Origin of the sequence: Streptomyces sp. NRRL B-1347, from assembly GCF_000720325.1 — a bacterium.
In the GTDB taxonomy this organism is placed as follows: Bacteria; Actinomycetota; Actinomycetes; order Streptomycetales; family Streptomycetaceae; genus Streptomyces.
The window spans coordinates 101,306-117,902 of record NZ_JOJM01000027.1 but is presented as its reverse complement, the minus strand read 5'-3'; the positions used below and the strand labels follow the sequence as shown (position 1 = coordinate 117,902).

At 72.1% G+C, this 16,597-nt stretch carries 17 protein-coding genes; 9 read left to right on the top strand and 8 right to left on the bottom strand.

Annotated elements, in window-relative coordinates:
* Nucleotides 1-55 precede the first annotated feature (55 nt).
* The gene (locus tag IG74_RS0123135; RefSeq protein ID WP_030680542.1) at nt 56-895 is read right to left on the bottom strand and encodes a glutamate ABC transporter substrate-binding protein; all 840 of its coding nucleotides are present in this window, start codon (nt 893-895) and stop codon (nt 56-58) included.
* A 94-nt stretch (nt 896-989) separates the two neighbouring features.
* Entirely contained in the window at nt 990-1,766 is a 777-nt protein-coding gene (locus tag IG74_RS0123130; RefSeq protein WP_030680539.1) for an amino acid ABC transporter ATP-binding protein, read from the bottom strand.
* A 382-nt stretch (nt 1,767-2,148) separates the two neighbouring features.
* Between IG74_RS0123130 and IG74_RS0123125 the strand changes: the two genes are divergently transcribed.
* Both IG74_RS0123125 and IG74_RS0123120 read left to right on the top strand, forming a co-directional pair.
* Nucleotides 2,149-2,841, top strand: a complete 693-nt coding sequence (locus tag IG74_RS0123125; protein WP_030680537.1) for a response regulator transcription factor — start codon at nt 2,149-2,151, stop codon at nt 2,839-2,841.
* A gap of 9 nt (nt 2,842-2,850) precedes the next feature.
* Nucleotides 2,851-4,281 carry a sensor histidine kinase gene (locus tag IG74_RS0123120; RefSeq protein ID WP_030680534.1) on the top strand — a complete coding sequence of 477 codons (1,431 nt, stop codon included), beginning with the start codon at nt 2,851-2,853 and terminating at the stop codon, nt 4,279-4,281.
* Here IG74_RS0123120 and IG74_RS0123115 read toward each other — a convergent pair.
* Nucleotides 4,271-5,266, bottom strand: coding sequence for a TAXI family TRAP transporter solute-binding subunit (locus IG74_RS0123115; RefSeq protein WP_030680531.1), 996 nt, complete (start codon nt 5,264-5,266; stop codon nt 4,271-4,273). The genes IG74_RS0123120 and IG74_RS0123115 overlap by 11 nt on opposite strands.
* A gap of 85 nt (nt 5,267-5,351) precedes the next feature.
* Nucleotides 5,352-5,858, bottom strand: coding sequence for a MarR family winged helix-turn-helix transcriptional regulator (locus tag IG74_RS0123110; protein WP_078868974.1), 507 nt, complete (start codon nt 5,856-5,858; stop codon nt 5,352-5,354).
* 134 nt (nt 5,859-5,992) lie between these two features.
* Between IG74_RS0123110 and IG74_RS0123105 the strand changes: the two genes are divergently transcribed.
* The gene (locus IG74_RS0123105; RefSeq protein ID WP_078868973.1) at nt 5,993-6,904 is read left to right on the top strand and encodes an MBL fold metallo-hydrolase; all 912 of its coding nucleotides are present in this window, start codon (nt 5,993-5,995) and stop codon (nt 6,902-6,904) included.
* A gap of 36 nt (nt 6,905-6,940) precedes the next feature.
* Here IG74_RS0123105 and IG74_RS0123100 read toward each other — a convergent pair whose 3' ends face one another.
* On the bottom strand, nt 6,941-7,726 hold the full coding sequence (locus tag IG74_RS0123100; protein WP_030680524.1) for an SAM-dependent methyltransferase: 786 nt from the start codon (nt 7,724-7,726) through the stop codon (nt 6,941-6,943).
* A 304-nt stretch (nt 7,727-8,030) separates the two neighbouring features.
* Here IG74_RS0123100 and miaB point away from each other — a divergent pair, with 304 nt between their 5' ends.
* Nucleotides 8,031-9,539, top strand: coding sequence for a tRNA (N6-isopentenyl adenosine(37)-C2)-methylthiotransferase MiaB (gene miaB / locus IG74_RS0123095; RefSeq protein ID WP_037825928.1), 1,509 nt, complete (start codon nt 8,031-8,033; stop codon nt 9,537-9,539).
* 101 nt (nt 9,540-9,640) lie between these two features.
* Nucleotides 9,641-10,366 carry a class III extradiol dioxygenase subunit B-like domain-containing protein gene (locus IG74_RS0123090; RefSeq protein ID WP_030680519.1) on the top strand — a complete coding sequence of 242 codons (726 nt, stop codon included), beginning with the start codon at nt 9,641-9,643 and terminating at the stop codon, nt 10,364-10,366.
* On the opposite strand, the gene IG74_RS54220 is transcribed toward IG74_RS0123090, so the two are convergent.
* The 3 genes from IG74_RS54220 to IG74_RS0123080 form a co-directional block, all read right to left on the bottom strand.
* Entirely contained in the window at nt 10,363-10,485 is a 123-nt protein-coding gene (locus IG74_RS54220; protein WP_267885587.1) for a hypothetical protein, read from the bottom strand. The two genes, IG74_RS0123090 and IG74_RS54220, sit on opposite strands and share 4 nt — an antisense overlap.
* Nucleotides 10,486-10,561: 76 nt before the next feature.
* Nucleotides 10,562-10,837, bottom strand: coding sequence for an antitoxin (locus tag IG74_RS0123085; protein WP_030680515.1), 276 nt, complete (start codon nt 10,835-10,837; stop codon nt 10,562-10,564).
* A gap of 24 nt (nt 10,838-10,861) precedes the next feature.
* Nucleotides 10,862-11,173: a hypothetical protein gene (locus IG74_RS0123080; protein ID WP_030680512.1), complete on the bottom strand. Its 312-nt coding sequence runs from the start codon at nt 11,171-11,173 to the stop codon at nt 10,862-10,864.
* Between the two features lie 181 nt (nt 11,174-11,354).
* Between IG74_RS0123080 and miaA the strand changes: the two genes are divergently transcribed.
* From miaA to IG74_RS0123060, 4 genes are all read left to right on the top strand, one after another.
* Nucleotides 11,355-12,293 carry a tRNA (adenosine(37)-N6)-dimethylallyltransferase MiaA gene (gene miaA, locus IG74_RS0123075; RefSeq protein WP_030680509.1) on the top strand — a complete coding sequence of 313 codons (939 nt, stop codon included), beginning with the start codon at nt 11,355-11,357 and terminating at the stop codon, nt 12,291-12,293.
* Between the two features lie 107 nt (nt 12,294-12,400).
* On the top strand, nt 12,401-12,892 hold the full coding sequence (locus IG74_RS0123070; RefSeq protein ID WP_030680506.1) for a hypothetical protein: 492 nt from the start codon (nt 12,401-12,403) through the stop codon (nt 12,890-12,892).
* 61 nt (nt 12,893-12,953) lie between these two features.
* Nucleotides 12,954-13,844 carry a diaminopimelate epimerase gene (gene dapF, locus IG74_RS0123065; RefSeq protein ID WP_030680503.1) on the top strand — a complete coding sequence of 297 codons (891 nt, stop codon included), beginning with the start codon at nt 12,954-12,956 and terminating at the stop codon, nt 13,842-13,844.
* 421 nt (nt 13,845-14,265) lie between these two features.
* A complete protein-coding gene (locus tag IG74_RS0123060) occupies nt 14,266-16,434 on the top strand; it encodes a RelA/SpoT family protein (protein ID WP_030680500.1) in 2,169 nt (722 codons plus the stop codon).
* Nucleotides 16,435-16,597: the final 163 nt, after the last annotated feature.

The following is a 16,597-nucleotide window of genomic DNA, read 5'->3' as shown; positions in this document are numbered from 1 at the left end:
GTAGAGGGCGAAGGGGCGCGCCGCCATGGTGAGCGGCACGCCCCTCACGTCCTGCTTACTTGACGATGTCGCCGATCTTCGGGGCGGGCTCGTTCTTGTAGCTGGCCGGGCCGAAGTTGTCCTTCACGGCCTTGTCCCACGAGCCGTCCTTGACCATCGCGGTCAGCGCGTCGTTGATCTTCTTCTTGAGGTCGGAGCCCTTCTTGACGCCGATGCCGTAGTTCTCATTGGTCATCTTGAAGCCGCCGAGCTTGAACTTGCCCTGGAAGTTCTTCTGCGCGGCGTAACCGGCGAGGATCGAGTCGTCGGTGGTGAGCGCGTCGATGGCGTCGTTCTGCAGGCCGGTCAGGCACTGGGAGTACGCGCCGTAGTTCTGGAGCTGGGCCTTGGGCGCCAGCTTCTCCTTGACGTTCTGTGCCGAAGTCGAACCCGTCACCGAGCAGAGCTTCTTGCTGTTCAGGTCCTTCGGCGACTTGATCGACTTGTCGTCGGCGCGGACCAGGACGTCCTGGTGGGCGAGCAGGTACGGGCCCGCGAAGTCGACCTTCTCCTCGCGCTCCGGCGTGATCGAGTAGGTCGCCGCGATGAAGTCCACGTCACCGCGCTGGAGCATCGTCTCGCGGTCGGCGCTCTTGGCTTCCTTCCACTCGATGTCGCCCTCCTTGTAGCCGAGCTTCTTGGCCACGTAGGTCGCGACGTCGACGTCGAAGCCCTCGTACTTGCCGTCCGGCGTCTTCTGGCCGAGGCCGGGCTGGTCGAACTTGATGCCGATGGTGACCTTGCCGCCCCCGCCGGAGCCCTTCTTGTCGTCCTTGTCGTCACCGCCACAAGCGGTGGCCGTGAGGGAGAGCGCGAGCAGAACGGAGGCTGCCGCGGTGACCTTGCGAACCTTCATGGTGAACATCCTTCGTGTCGGCGGAGGTTGGGGGAGACGCTGCCGAGCGTCATGCGCGATGAGGCGTCCCGCGCGCGGGAGCGCGTGCGGCGCGTCAGTGGTGCAGGATCTTCGACAGGAAGTCCTTGGCACGGTCGCTGCGCGGGTTGCTGAAGAACTGGTCCGGCGTGGCCTCTTCGACGATCCGGCCGTCCGCCATGAAGACGACGCGGTTGGCGGCCGACCGGGCGAAGCCCATCTCGTGGGTGACGACGACCATGGTCATGCCGTCCCGGGCGAGCTGCTGCATCACCTCGAGGACCTCATTGATCATCTCGGGGTCGAGCGCCGACGTGGGCTCGTCGAAGAGCATGACCTTGGGCCCCATGGCGAGCGCCCTGGCGATCGCCACACGCTGCTGCTGGCCACCGGAGAGCTGCGCCGGGTACTTGTCGGCCTGGGTGCCGACGCCCACGCGGTCGAGCAGACCGCGTGCCTTCTCCTCCGCCTCCGCCTTGGCCGTCCTGCGTACTTTGACCTGGCCCAGCATCACGTTCTCGAGCACGGTCTTGTGCGCGAAGAGGTTGAAGGACTGGAAGACCATGCCCACGTCGGCGCGGAGCCTGGCGAGCTCCTTGCCCTCCTGGGGCAGCGGCTTGCCGTCGATCGTGATGGCACCGGAGTCGATTGTCTCCAGGCGGTTGATCGTGCGGCACAGCGTCGACTTGCCGGACCCGGAGGGTCCGATCACGACGACGACTTCGCCGCGGGCGATGGTCAGGTCGATGTCCTGGAGGACGTGCAGTGCGCCGAAGTGCTTGTTGACGTTCTTCAGCACGACAAGGTCGTCCGCCGCGGGTATGGCGTCCTTGGTCACCGATACTTCGGTCACGGCTTGTTGCTCCATCCTCCTCGGGTTGGGAGGACAGTAGTAACCCGGTGCGACCAGCGTCATTACATCTGAGGGGAAATTGAGCATAACGATCCGGCCGCAACCGGACACTCCGTGTGAAGAGGGCGCCCCGCGCGCGTACCGGGTGCATAACGGAACGTGTCCGTGACCCGAAGGGCCTTGACGCGGTCCTTATCCATCGGCGTGGATGCCTTGGGGCGCTCGGCAGCGTCCGGCAGGCCGCTGGATCCGCGCGCACGCGCGCGTAGGGCACGCCTACGACAAAGGGCGTAGCCCCCGCGCGAGCGGGAGCGGAACGATCAATGAACTGACGGTACGACCGATGAACTACAGGGGAGCCTATGGGCTGGAGGAGGGCCGCATGAGACTGCTGCTCGTCGAGGACGACGACCACGTGGCCGCCGCCTTGTCCGCGGTCCTGGCCCGGCACGGCTTCGCCGTCACCCACGCGCGCAACGGCGAGGAGGCCCTCCAGGCCCTGCTGCCGGGCGAAGCTGCCCCCTTCGGAGTGGTGCTCCTCGACCTGGGCCTGCCCGACCAGGACGGCTACGAGGTCTGCGGGAAGATCCGCAAGCGCACGCGCATCCCGGTCATCATGGTGACCGCGCGCGCCGACGTGCGCTCCCGCATCCACGGTCTGAACCTCGGAGCCGACGACTACGTGGTGAAGCCGTACGACACCGGGGAGCTCATCGCGCGCATCCACGCGGTCACCCGCCGCCCGACCACGGCCGAGGCCGCCGCGGCCCCCGCCGAGACGGAGCTGCGCCTCGGCAACGTACGCATCGAACTGCCCACCCGTCAGGTCAGCGTGGACGGTGCCAAGGTGCAACTGACCCGCAAGGAGTTCGACTTGCTCGCGCTGCTCGCCCAGCGGCCCGGCGTGGTCTTCCGCCGGGAGCAGATCATCAGCGAGGTGTGGCGCACCAGTTGGGAGGGCACGGGTCGCACGCTGGAGGTGCACGTCGCGTCCCTGCGGGCCAAGCTGCACATGCCCGCCCTGATCGAGACGGTGCGCGGAGTCGGGTACCGGCTCGTCGCCCCGGCGTCGTAGCGGGGTCAGGTGTGCGCGCGTCTCCTGCCGCTGCTCATCGTCCTGATGGCGGGCGTCCTGCTGGCCCTCGGCTTCCCGCTCGCGGTGAGCGTGGCATCGGCCCAGCAGCAGAAGGTCGTCGTCGACCGCATCGACGACACGGCGCGCTTCGCCTCGCTCGCGCAGTTCGTCACGAAGCGGCCCGTCGGCTCGCGGATGCGCGACAAGGACGAGCGGCGCGAGACCCTCCAGAAGGAACTCGACTACTACAACGAGGTCTACGGCATCAAGGCGGGCGTCTTCTTCCGGGACACCTACCCCATGGCGCACGCCCCCGCCGCCTGGTACCTGCCGGGCCAGGGCCACCCCGTGCGCGACGCCTTCGAGGAGGCGCTGCGCTCCCGGGGGAGCCATGACCCGCCCCAGGTGTGGCCCTGGGAGGAGGGTGGGCGCATCGTGGTGGCGTCACCGGTGATCCGGGACGGTGACGTGGTCGCCGTCGTCGTCACCGACTCGCCCACCGGCCGCATGCGCGCGCAGACCCTGCACGGCTGGCTGCTGATCGTCGCGGGAGAGTCGGCCGCGATGCTCCTCGCGGTCGGCGCCGCGCTGCGCCTCACCCGCTGGATCCTGCGCCCGGTGGGCGTCCTGGACGCGACCACGCACGACATCGCGACCGGACGCCTCGCCTCCCGGGTCGCGGCGGCCGGGGGGCCGCCGGAACTCCGGCGCCTGGCCCGTTCGTTCAACGAGATGGCCGACCACGTCGAGGACGTCCTGGAGCAGCAGCGCGCCTTCGTCGCCGACGCCTCCCACCAGCTGCGCAATCCCCTGTCCGCCCTCCTCCTGCGCATCGAGCTGCTCGCCCTTGAGCTGCCCGAAGGCAATGCGGAGATCGCCTCGGTCCGCACCGAGGGCAAGCGCCTCGCCCAGGTCCTCGACGACCTCCTCGACCTGGCGCTGGCCGAGCACGCGGCGGCGGACCTCCAGCTCACCGACATCGGCGAGCTGGCGGCCGAGCGCGTGGCGTCCTGGCGTCCGCTCGCCGAGGAGCGGGGCGTGCGCCTGGAGGGGCACTGCCCCGCGACCACCGCCTGGGCGGACCCGATCGCTCTGTCCAGCGCCCTGGACGCGGTGATCGACAACGCCCTCAAGTTCACGCCGGAGGGGGAGCGGGTCGAGGTGCAGGTCGCCTCGTCCGACGGGACGGCGACGGTCGTCGTCACCGACCGCGGCCCGGGCCTCACCGACGACGAACTGGCCCGCATCGGCGACCGGTTCTGGCGCAGCAACCGCCACCAGAACGTGAAGGGCTCAGGTCTCGGCCTGTCGATCTCCGGGGCGCTGCTCGCCGCGGGCGGCGGCTCCCTGGTGTACGAGCGCCACGAGCCGCACGGCCTGAAGGTGACGGTCGGGGTGCCCCGGCAGGCTCCGGCGGGCGCGCCGGCGGCTAGGGCTTGACCGAGCGGTAGTAGCGCCGCGCGCCCTCGTGCAGCGCCAGGGGGTGCGTGTACAGGGCCGTCCGCAGGTCGACCAGTTGCGCGGCGTGCACGCGCGCGCCGATGCGGTCCCGGCTGTCGATGACCGTACGGGTCAGGCCCTCCGTCAGCTTCGGGTCGGCGCGGTCGGTGGTCACCAGGAGGTTGGCCACCGCCAGGGTGCGCACGGACGCGTTCTGCTGGGCCTCCGGGTAGGCGTCGGCGGGCATCACGGCGGCACGGTAGTAGCGCGACTCACGGCCCTGCCGGTGCAGCGCGTCGACGAGGTCGCCGAGCGGTACCAGGCGGATGCTGAGGCGCTCCGAGAGCTCCTGCACGGAGGTCGTGGGCAGCCCGCCGGACCAGAAGAAGGCGTCGATCTTGCCGCGCCGCAGGAGCTCGGGCGCGGTGTCTATGCCGGCGGGCAGTGCCGTGAGGTCCTTCTCCAGGTCGAGCCCGGCGGCCTGGAGGACGCGGTCGGCGATCAGGCGCACCCCGGAGCGCGGCTGCCCGACGGCGACCTTCTTCCCACGCAGGTCACCCGCCGACATGATGGCGGACGAGCGGCGCACGACGACGTGTACGTAGTCGTCGTAAAGCCGGGCGCAGCCCCGCAGCCGGTCCGCGCCGGGGCCGCCGTCCAGGCGGTACTTCTCCACGGCGTCGGCCGCCGCGATGGTGAAGTCGGCCTTCCCTTTGGCCACCCGCTGCACGTTCTGCTGCGATCCCTGGCTGTTCAGGAGGTCGATGGAGACGTCCGGCATGTCCTTGGCGGCGGCGCCCCGGAGCAGGTTCCCGTACGTCTCGTAGACGGCGCCCTTGATGCCCGTGCTGAAGCTCATCCGCCCCTTGGGTGACCCGTCGCCCACCGGGAGCAGCCACCACAGGAGCAGCCCGAACACCACGAGGCCTGCGGCCGAGCCCTGGAGGGCGCGCCGTCGGGTGAGGTGGGGCAGGGCCGCGAACATGGGCGCGATCCTGCCATTCCCTTCGCCGTGGTGACCAGGGGCGGGGCGGGAGCGAGGGGCGGGCCGCCCCGCGCCGGAGCGCGCCTCAGCGCACCACGGCCCGCATCAGCAGCTCCTGGAGCGTGTCCTGTTCCTGGTCCGAGAGGGGGCTCAGGGGTGACTCCTTGGAGAGCGACGCCATCAGGCGCTCCCGCAGTGCGGAGCCTTTGGGGGTGAGGACGAGCTGCTTGGCGCGGCGGTCGCTGGGGTGGGGGCGGCGCTCGACGAGCTCCTGCTCCTCCAGGCGGTCGGAGACGAACGTGGCGTTGGACGGCTCGCAGCTCATCCGCTGCGCCAGCTCGCGCAGGGTCATGGGCCCCGTCAGCTCCCGCAGCGCGACGGCCTGCGGCGCGGTCAGGCCGAGGGCGGTGGCGTGCTCGCGCACATGCGTCTCGATGCGCCGGGCGAGGGCGTTCACGAGCCCGCAGACGCGCCAGTCGGCCGCTGTGAGGCTCTCGTCCGCCTCGGGGGCCGTCCGGCCCCTCTCCGGGCTCGCGGGCGCCGTACGGCCCGCCTGGCCGCGTTCCTGAGCGTTCCCGCGCGTGTTCGCCATGGCCCCAGCCTACTCAGTCCATGCAACTTCAATAGTTGCAACTCGAATGGTTCTAGCTCTAACATTTCGGTCGGTGCGGCGGCACGAGGCGTGACGGCCGCGCCGACGGCTGAACCGACTGCACTGGAGGGCCCATGCCCACGTCCGAGACCGCCACCGAGGTGCTCGGCGGCGCCGCCGAGCGGCTCCGCAGGCCCGCTCGCACCCGTACGTTCCACCTCGGCGAGCTGCGCGTCAGCTACGTGGCGGACGGTGCCGTGGGCCTCAAGCCCCGCGGCTGGCTGCCCGCCACGACCGAGAGCGACTGGGCGGCGTACGCGGATCACCTGGACGAGCACGGACACCTCGTGGCGAGCGTCGGCGGACTGCTCGTCGAGCACGGCGACCGCGCCCTGCTGATCGACGCCGGATTCGGCCCGCAGGCCTTCCCCGACAAGCCGGACAACCCCCTGATAGGCGCCCTGCGCGGCGGTCGGCTGCTCGACGGCCTCGACCGGCTGGGCCGCGCCCCCGACACGATCGAGGCGGTCGCCTTCACGCATCTGCACGGCGACCACATCGGGTGGGCCTGGAACCCCGCCCCGGGCAGCGCCGAGCCCGCCTTCACACGGGCCGCCTACCTCTTCGGAGAGCCCGAGTGGGAGCAGCGCCACCTGGCCGCGAGCCACGGCGCGACCGAGGAGGTCCTGGCCGTCCTCGCGCCCAAGGCACGCACCCTCACGGACGGCGAGGAGTTCTTCCCGGGCGTGCGCGCCCTCGTGCGGCCGGGGCACACGGTGGGCCACGTGACGTTTGAGATCACCTCGGGCGGCGAGCGGCTCCTGGCCTTCGGCGACGCCATGCACTCGCCGGTCCAGGTCACCCACCCGGAGTGGTCGGCGGCCGTGGACCACGACCCCGAGGTCGCGGCCGAGTACCGCCACTGGCTCGTGGGCGAGCTGGCCGAGCCGGGCACGCTGGGCTTCGGCATCCACTTCGCGGACGTGGTGTTCGGCCGGGCGGAACGCGACCCCCAGGGGCGCACGGTCTGGGCGCCCCTGCCCTGACGGCCCGCCGCCCCGTGCCTTGCGGGGCGGTCCGGCTCAGCTCTTGCGGGCCACGCCCGCGTACATGGCCACCTCGTCCGGCAGCGCCTCCGGGTCGTCGTCGGCACCCTCCGGGCGCCAGCGCGAGCACGAGACCACGCCGGGCTCCAGCAGGTCGAGGCCGTCGAAGAACCGGGCCACCCGGTCGGGTGTGCGCTGCGTCAGCTTCGGAGTGCCGTGCTCGTTCCAGAAGGCCACCGCCGCGTCCACGTCCGGCATCGCCGGGCTGGTGATCGTGTGCGACAGCACCAGATGGCTCCCGGCGGGCAGGGCGTCCATGAGGCGGCGTACGAGACCGTAGGCCTCCTGGTCGTCGTCGATGAAAATCACGACCCCCAGGAGCATCAATGCGACCGGCTCACTGAAGTCCAGGATCCGCGCCGCGTGCTTCAGGACGCTCTCGACGTCCCTCATGTCGGCGTCCAGATAGTCGGTGCGCCCCTCCGGGGAACTGGTCAGCAGGGCACGCGCGTGGGTGAGGACCAGCGGATCGTTGTCCACGTAGACGATGCGTGACTCCGGGGCGATCCGCTGGGCCACCTCATGCGTGTTGTCGGCCGTCGGCAGGCCGGTGCCGATGTCGAGGAACTGGCGCACCCCGCAGTCGGTCACCAGGTGGCGCACCGCGCGGCCCAGGAACAGCCGGTCCGCGCGCGCGTAGTCACCGATCCCGGGGTGCAGCTCGCGGATGCGGTCGCCCGCCTCGCGGTCGACGGCGTAGTTGTCCTTGCCGCCGAGCCAGTAGTTCCAGATCCGTGCCGTGTGCGGCTGCGCGGTGTTGATCCGGCTCCGTACGGCGTCGGCTGCGTCCTTGAGGGACGGGTCCTGGGCGCTCCGTGGAGCCTCAGGGGAGGGGTTCCCGGTCACGTGATCGTCTCCTGGCGCGAGGGGTGGGCCGGTGCGGATGTCAACACGCAATCTAGCGGGGTGAGTTGGGTGCTCCGGCACGGACCGTCACAAGGGCTCGCCCGTCTCGGTCCCGGGAGGCCCGCGCCGAGCCGCTGACCCCGTAGGACCGGGGCCGCGCGGCCGCTCCGCACGGTGTACTGATCCAAGCCCTTACCCTGGACGGGTGAGCGGTGACGACGTGGCTGGTGGAGCAGTGGACGGATTGAAGACCTACGAGGTGCGCACCTACGGGTGCCAGATGAACGTCCACGACTCCGAGCGCCTCTCCGGGCTCCTGGAGGGCGCGGGGTACGTGCGCGCCCCCGAAGGCTCCGACGGCGACGCCGACGTCGTGGTCTTCAACACGTGCGCGGTGCGTGAGAACGCCGACAACCGCCTGTACGGCAACCTCGGCCGCCTCGCCCCGAGGAAGGCCTCGCGCCCCGGCATGCAGATCGCCGTCGGCGGCTGCCTGGCGCAGAAGGACCGGGACACCATCGTCAAGAAGGCCCCCTGGGTCGACGTCGTCTTCGGTACGCACAACATCGGCAAGCTGCCGGTCCTCCTGGAGCGGGCCCGCGTCCAGGAAGAGGCGCAGATCGAGATCGCCGAGTCCCTGGAGGCGTTCCCCTCGACGCTGCCCACGCGCCGCGAGAGCGCGTACGCGGCGTGGGTGTCGATCTCCGTCGGCTGCAACAACACCTGCACCTTCTGCATCGTGCCCGCCCTGCGCGGCAAGGAGAAGGACCGCAGGACCGGCGACATCCTCGCCGAGATCGAGGCCCTCGTCGCCGAGGGCGTCTCCGAGATCACGCTCCTCGGGCAGAACGTCAACGCGTACGGCTCCGACATCGGCGACCGGGAGGCCTTCAGCAAGCTGCTGCGCGCCTGCGGCGCCATCGAGGGCCTGGAGCGGGTCCGCTTCACCTCGCCGCACCCGCGCGACTTCACGGACGACGTGATCGCCGCGATGGCCGAGACGCCGAACGTGATGCCCCAGCTGCACATGCCGCTGCAGTCCGGCTCGGACCCCGTCCTGAAGGCGATGCGCCGCTCCTACCGCCAGGAGCGCTACCTCGGCATCATCGAGAAGGTCCGCGCCGCCATTCCGCACGCGGCCATCACCACGGACATCATCGTGGGCTTCCCCGGGGAGACCGAGGAGGACTTCGAGCAGACCCTGCACGTGGTCCGCGAGGCCCGCTTCGCCCAGGCCTTCACCTTCCAGTACTCCAAGCGGCCCGGCACCCCCGCCGCCGACATGGAGGGCCAGATCCCCAAGGAGGTCGTGCAGGCGCGCTACGAGCGCCTGGTGGCCCTCCAGGAGGAGATCTCCTGGGACGAGAACAAGAAGCAGGTCGGCCGCACCCTGGAGCTCATGGTCGCCGAGGGCGAGGGCCGCAAGGACGGCGCCACGCACCGCCTCTCCGGCCGCGCCCCCGACAACCGCCTGGTCCACTTCACCAAGCCGGACGCCGAGGTGCGCCCGGGTGACGTGGTGACCGTCGAGGTGACGTACGCGGCGCCGCACCACCTGCTCGCCGAGGGCCCCACCCTCGACGTGCGCCGCACGCGCGCGGGCGACGCCTGGGAGAAGCGCAACGCCGCCGAGGCCGCGAAGCCGGCCGGCGTGCTGCTCGGCCTCCCTACGGTGGGCGTCCCGGAGCCCCTGCCGGTGGCGACGGGCGGCGGCTGCGCCCTCGACTGACGGTTCACGACCGGGCGCCCCCCTGTGGCGCCCGGTCCGCCTGGCCCCGCGTTCGGCCGCCGGGCTCTCCGCTGTCGGCGGGGCGCGTTACGCTGCGGATCATGCTTGTCGCCGCTGCCGTCTGTCCCTGCCCGCCGTTGCTCGTGCCCGAGGTCGCCGCGGGCGCCGCTCCGGAGCTGGACGCCGCGCGCGCGGCCTGCTCGGACGCGCTCGCCGTCCTCGCGGCCTCCCGGCCGGACCTCCTGGTGGTCGTCGGCCCCGCCGAAGAGAGCGGCCGCGGCCCCCACGCGCAGGGCGCTCCCGGATCGTTCCGCGGATTCGGCGTGGACCTCGACGTCACACTCGGCGATGCGCCCGCCGGGCAGGGCGCCACGGCGTCGGAGCACGGGCTTCCGACGTCCCTCGCTGTCGCCGGATGGCTGCTCGGCCGCACGGAGTGGTCGGCCGCGCCCGTGGAGGGCCTCGGCGTGGGGGAACCTCTCGCGCCCGAGCGGTGTATCCAGAGCGGGGAGAGCATCGCCGCCCGCGCCGACCGGGTGGCGCTCCTCGTGATGGGCGACGCCAGTGCCTGCCGCACGCTGAAGGCGCCCGGCTATCTCGACCACCGGGCGGAGGGCTTCGACGCGCGCGTCGCCGAGTCGCTCGGCGCGGCGGACGTGGCGGCGCTCAAGACCTTGGACGCCGAGCTGGCGTACGAGCTGAAGGCCGCGGGCCGGGCGCCCTGGCAGGTGCTCGCGGGCGCCGCCGAGGGGGCGGGCCTGCGCGGTGCCCTGCTCTTCGACGACGCGCCGTACGGCGTGGGCTATCTGGTGGCGGCCTGGTCCTAGGCGGGCACGCCCTGGACGGCGGCCCGGCGGCGGCCTGGCGGCCGCTCGGCCTCGGCGGCCCGGCCCCAGCGGCCCGGCCCCAGTGGAGCGGTCCCCGTGGAGCGCTCGCTCCCGCTCACGCCGACGGCCGTACGCCTCCCGCACACGCCGACGGCCGTGAAGCTGAGCGCGCTTCACGGCCGTCCGTCGGTGTGTTCACGAGGCCGACGGGGGTGACGGCGACGACGGGGGAGTCGTGCCGTCCCCCGTGCCCTTGCCGTCCTGGCTCCCGGCGAGGCGATCCAGGGCGTCCTTCGCCTTGCCCGTCCCCGTCTGGATCTTGTCGCTGTACTTGCCCTTGGTCTTGCTGTCGACCATCTTCGCGGCCTTGTCCAGACCCTGGTCGATCTTGTCCCCGTGCTGCTGCGCGAGGCCGGAGACCTTGTCCTTCGCGGGGGCGAGCTTGGCTTTCAGATTCTGCAGGAAGCCCATGGGTTCACCTTCCCTCACCGGGAGTCACTTACGGGCGCCCTCACCGGCCTCGTTGTCGGCCGCCTCCTGGGCGGACTGCTGCTTGGGGATCTCCACGTTCTCCGTGGCGGCCGCCTCGGTGGCCTCCGCCTTGTCGCCCGTATCGTCCTTGCCGCCCTCGGCCTCGCCCTTCGCCTCACTCGTGGCATCGCCCTCGGCGGCCGCCTCGGTCTCGGCGGCCTCCGTGGCATCGGAAGACTCCGCGGCACCCTCCGGCTCCGCCGTGAGCGTCGCCGCCGCTGCCTCCTCAGCCGATGCCTCGGACTTCTTGCGGCGGAACCGTGAAAAAACACCCATTACTACTCCATACGTTACTCGTGTGGGCGAAATCCCGCGCCGCCCGGTGCGTCAGATTGCGTCGCCCGGGTTACCGGCCTCGAAACCGGCGGCCGGGACCTCGCAACAGGCAACGACCCCGCGGCCGTGCCGTCACGTAGCTCGTTCGGGCAGTCGCGGCGTGATTTGCGAGACTGGGGCGGTGAGTAGTGCAGCCCCCGCCCCGCGGGTCATCGCCGTCGTCGGGCCCACCGCGGCCGGAAAGTCCGATCTGGGAGTCTTCCTTGCGCAGCATCTCGGCGGCGAAGTCGTCAACGCCGACTCGATGCAGCTGTACCGGGGGATGGACATCGGTACCGCCAAGCTGACGCCCGCCGAGCGCGACGGCGTCCCGCATCACCTCCTGGACATCTGGGACGTCACCGAGGCGGCGAGCGTCGCCGAGTACCAGAAGCTGGCGCGCGCCGAGATCGACCGGCTGCTCGCCGACGGCCGGTGGCCGATCCTCGTCGGCGGCTCCGGCCTGTACGTCAGGGGGGCCGTGGACCACCTGGACTTCCCCGGCACCGACCCCGCCGTGCGCGCCCGTCTGGAGGCGGAGCTGGAACTGCACGGCCCCGGCGCGCTGCACGCCCGGCTCGCCGCCGCCGACCCCGACGCGGCCCGGGCGATCCTGCCCGGCAACGGCCGCCGGATCGTCCGCGCCCTGGAGGTCATCGAGATCACGGGGAAGCCCTTCACCGCCAACCTGCCCAGCCACGAGTCCGTGTACGACACCGTGCAGATCGGCGTCGACGTGGGCCGGCCCGAGCTGGACGAACGCATCGCCGTGCGCGTGGACCGCATGTGGGAGGCGGGGCTCGTCGACGAGGTGCGCACGCTGGAGGCGCAGGGACTGCGGGAGGGGCGCACGGCGTCCCGCGCGCTCGGGTATCAGCAGGTCCTCGCGGCGCTCGCGGGGGAGTGCACCGAGGAAGAAGCGCGCACCGAAACCGTACGCGCCACCAAGCGCTTCGCGCGCCGTCAGGACTCGTGGTTCCGCCGCGACCCCCGGGTGCACTGGCTCAGCGGAGCGGTCGCCGACCGCGGGGAACTCCCCGGGCAAGCAGTGGCGTTGGTCGAACGAGCGGTCACAGCCTGATCACGTGATGGCATCGGGACGCTCCGCCGGTCATCGCGGCACCTGACGCCGTGCCATCATCGACCATCGATCGACCAGTGGAGTCCGAAGTGGGAGGGCGCGTGGCGATGGAGGCCGGCCCTCGTGACACCGCACATGACGGCGAGCGGCACACCGCTCCTGACGGGGCGCGGCTCAGCCCGGACGGCCCGGACGACCAGGACGTGACCGTGGGTGGCGTGACCGACGACGGACCCACCGAGGCCGAGCTGGCCGCGGAGCCCGAGGTCGAGGTCGAACTGCGCCCCCAGCGCAGACTGCGCATCTGGCAGCTCGCCCCGATCGTGATCCTCGCCGCCGTCGGCTCCCTGATGTTCGCCTTCCCGCTGGCCTTCGAGTTCGGCGACGGCGGTGCCGTGGTCGCCATGCTCGGGCTGCTGATCAGCTCCTGCGCGGCGGGCTGGGGCATGATGGCCGCCCGCCGCGTCGGCTACACCTGGCCGGGCCTGCCGGAGCGCGGCTCGGGGCGGCGCCCGGACTGGCGGGTGGTCTCCGCGTACACCCTGGTCGTCGCCGTCGCCGCCGTCCTCGCGGTGTGGCGGGTGGCCCGGCTCCGCTGAGCCGGACGCTGCGCCGGACCGCTCTCCCGCCGGTGTCGTACCCACCCCGTACGATCGAGGAATGAGCACGCCGATCGCCTTCCTCAAGGGGCACGGGACCGAGAACGACTTCGTGATCGTCCCCGACGCCGACAACACCATCGAGCTGTCCCCGACCGCCGTCGCCGCCCTGTGCGACCGGCGCGCGGGCATCGGTGGCGACGGCCTGCTGCACGTCGTGCGCTCCGCCGCGCACCCGGACGCGCGGCATCTGGCCGCCGAGGCCGAGTGGTTCATGGACTACCGCAACGCGGACGGCTCGATCGTCGAGATGTGCGGCAATGGCGTGCGCGTGTTCGCGCGCTACCTCCAGCGCGCCGGGCTCGTCAGCGAGGGCGACTTGGCCGTGGCCACCCGGGGCGGAGTGAAGCGCGTGCACATCGCCAAGCCCGCGGCCCCCGGCGGCCCGGACGGGGACGTCACCGTCGCCATGGGCAAGGCCGCACTCCCCGAAGGCGACGTCACGGTCTCCGTGGACGACCGCCACTGGCCCGCCCGCAACGTGAACATGGGCAACCCCCACGCCGTCGCCTTCGTGGCCGACCTGGCGCACGCGGGCACCCTCTACGACCCGCCGCCGTTCACCCCGGCCACCGCGTACCCGGACGGGGTGAACGTGGAGTTCGTGGTCGACCGAGGCCCCCGCCACGTCGCCATGCGCGTCCACGAGCGCGGCGTCGGCGAGACCCGCTCGTGCGGCACGGGCGCGTGCGCCGTCGCCGTCGCCGCGGCCCGCAGGGACGGCCTGGACCCCGCGACGACCGGCACCCCGGTGACGTACACCGTGGACGTGCTCGGCGGCACCCTGGTGATCACCGAGCGGCCCGACGGCGAGATCGAGATGACGGGCCCCGCCGTGATCGTCGCCGAAGGCGAGATCGACCCGGAGTGGCTGGCCGCCGTCACGCGCTGAGGCTGCCGCACGCGCGCGAGGAGTGCCGCGACGGGCCCCGTGCCCGGCGCGGACCCGTGAACCCGCGACGGACGCTCCGGGCCCCCTGCGGAGCGTCAGGGCGCCGTCTCTGCGCCACGTGGCCGCACCCACACCGCGCAACCGCTTCCGGCGCCGCCGGGCGCCCGTACGGCGGGTGAAACAGTCGAAACGGGAGGCTGCCCCGTCACGATGGGGCTCCCTGGTGTCGAATCAGTACTCGTCCCAGTCGAATCATCACTCGAAACAGCACTTCACAGAACTGTCGCTCGAATGGGTGATCCGTTTCACGCTCGGCGAGAGCGGGTCAGCACCGCGTGATGGGCTCGGTAGCATCAAGCACCGGCCCGGACGGAGCAGGCTGCCGTTCGTACACCGCCGGTCGGAGCTGCCGGAGGTGCCCATGAGTGCGGAGGCCACGAATCCCGCGACGCCCGGCCCCACGACGCCCTCGGGCCCACCCCCGGCGACAGCGGGATCCCCAGGCCAGCGGCGCCGCGCCCGCCCCCGGCTCGACCTGCGCAGACTCGGCTGGGCCGCGCTCCTCGGCACCGCCGCGCGCGGCCGCGTCCCGGACGCGATCAGCCACGTCGCCGAGGCCCACCGCGGCCACCACCCGGACGCCGACCTGGAGCCGCTGCGCCGCGCCTACGTCCTCGCGGAGTCCTCGCACCGCGGCCAGATGCGCAAGAGCGGCGAGCCGTACATCACCCACCCGCTCGCCGTCACCCTGATCCTGGCCCAACTGGGCGCCGAGACGACCACCCTGACCGCGTCCCTGCTCCACGACACGGTCGAGGACACGGACGTGACGCTCGATCAGGTGCGCACCGAGTTCGGCGAGGACGTGTGCTATCTGGTCGACGGCGTCACCAAGCTGGAGAAGGTCGACTACGGAGCGGCCGCCGAGCCCGAGACCTTCCGCAAGATGCTCGTGGCCACCGGCAACGACGTCCGCGTGATGTCGATCAAACTCGCCGACCGGCTGCACAACATGCGCACCCTCGGCGTGATGCGCCCCGAGAAGCAGGCGCGCATCGCCAAGGTCACCCGGGACGTGCTCATCCCGCTCGCCGAGCGGCTCGGCGTGCAGGCCCTGAAGACCGAGCTGGAGGACCTCGTCTTCGCGATCCTCCACCCCGAGGAGTACGCGGCGGTCGAGGGGCTCATCGCGGCGAAGAACGCCGACGGCTCCGACCCGCTCGCGGACATCGCCGAAGAGGTGCGCGGCGTGCTGCGCGAGGCGGGCATCACGGCCGAAGTGCTCATCAGGCCCCGCCACTTCGTCTCCGTGCACCGCGTGCACCGCAAACGCGGCGGACTGCGCCCCTCCGACTTCGGACGCCTGCTCGTCCTCGTCGCCGAGGACGCCGACTGCTACGGGGTGCTCGGCGAGCTGCACACCTGCTTCACGCCGGTCGTGGCGGAGTTCAAGGACTTCATCGCCGTACCGAAGTTCAACCTCTACCAGTCGTTGCACACGGCCGTCGCGCGCCCCGACGGCGAGGTCGCCGAAGTCCTCATCCGCACCCACAAGATGCACCGCGTCGCCGAGGCGGGCGTCGTCGCCCTGCGCAGCCCGTACGCGCCCCCCGTGGAGGAGCAGCCCGTCGACGGCGAGCGCGCCGACCCCACCCGGCCCGGCTGGCTCTCGCGCCTCCTCGAATGGCAGCAGGCCGCGCCCGACCCCGACACGTTCTGGTCCACGCTCCGCGAGGACCTCGCCCAGGACCGCGAGATCGCCGTCTTCCGCCCCGACGGCGGCACGCTCGGGCTGCCCGCGGGCGCCAGCTGCGTCGACGCCGCGTACGCCCAGTACGGCGAGGACGCCCACGCCTGCATCGGCGCGCGCGTGAACGGCCGCCTCGCGACGCTCAGCACGGTCCTGCGGGACGGCGACTCGGTGCAGCTCCTCATGGGGCAGGACCCGTCCTCCGGGCCCTCACGCGAATGGCTCGACCACGCGCGTACGCCCGCCGCGCGGATCGCCATCCGGCGCTGGCTCGCCTCCCATCCGACCCCGGCCCCCAGCCTGCCCGCGACGGCGGACCTGCCCCCGGCGGCGGTGCCCGCGTCCGCCCCCCGACCGCCGGTGCCGGCGGCCCTGCGCCCGGCCGCCGCGAACGTCGTGGTCGACCGGGAGGGCGCGACCGTGCGCCTCGCGGGCTGTTGTACGCCCGTACCGCCCGACGAGGTCACGGGCTTCGCGGTGCGCGGCGGCGTCGTCACCGTCCACCGCGTCAGCTGCCCGGCGGTGGCGCGCATGAAGGGCGTGGGGCGCCCGGAGGTGGGCGTGCGCTGGGGGGACAGCGCCGAGTGCCGGGTCACGCTCATCGCCGAGTCGTTCGGCAGGCCGCACCTGCTCGCCGACCTCACCGAAGCCATCGCCCTGGAAGGCGCAGCCATCATCTCGGCGACCGTGGAGCCCCCCAGCCAGCAGCGCGTCCGCCACACGTACACCCTGCAACTCCCGGACGCCGCCCACCTGCCTGGCCTGATGCGCGCGATGCGGAACGTACCCGGGGTGTACGACGTCAGCAGGGCACAGCACCGGGCCGCGGCAACGTCCTAGAGGGACTGCGGCTATGCCCTAGAGGGATGGCGGTCACGTCCTACAGGGGCGGCGGTTACGTCCTGGAGCGGCCGCAGCGGTGCCCTGGAGGGGCGCCTCATCCGCCCGGCGCGCCCCCTGAGAGATCCGATCCGCTCGCCCGGCCGCGTCGCTGAGGCATCCG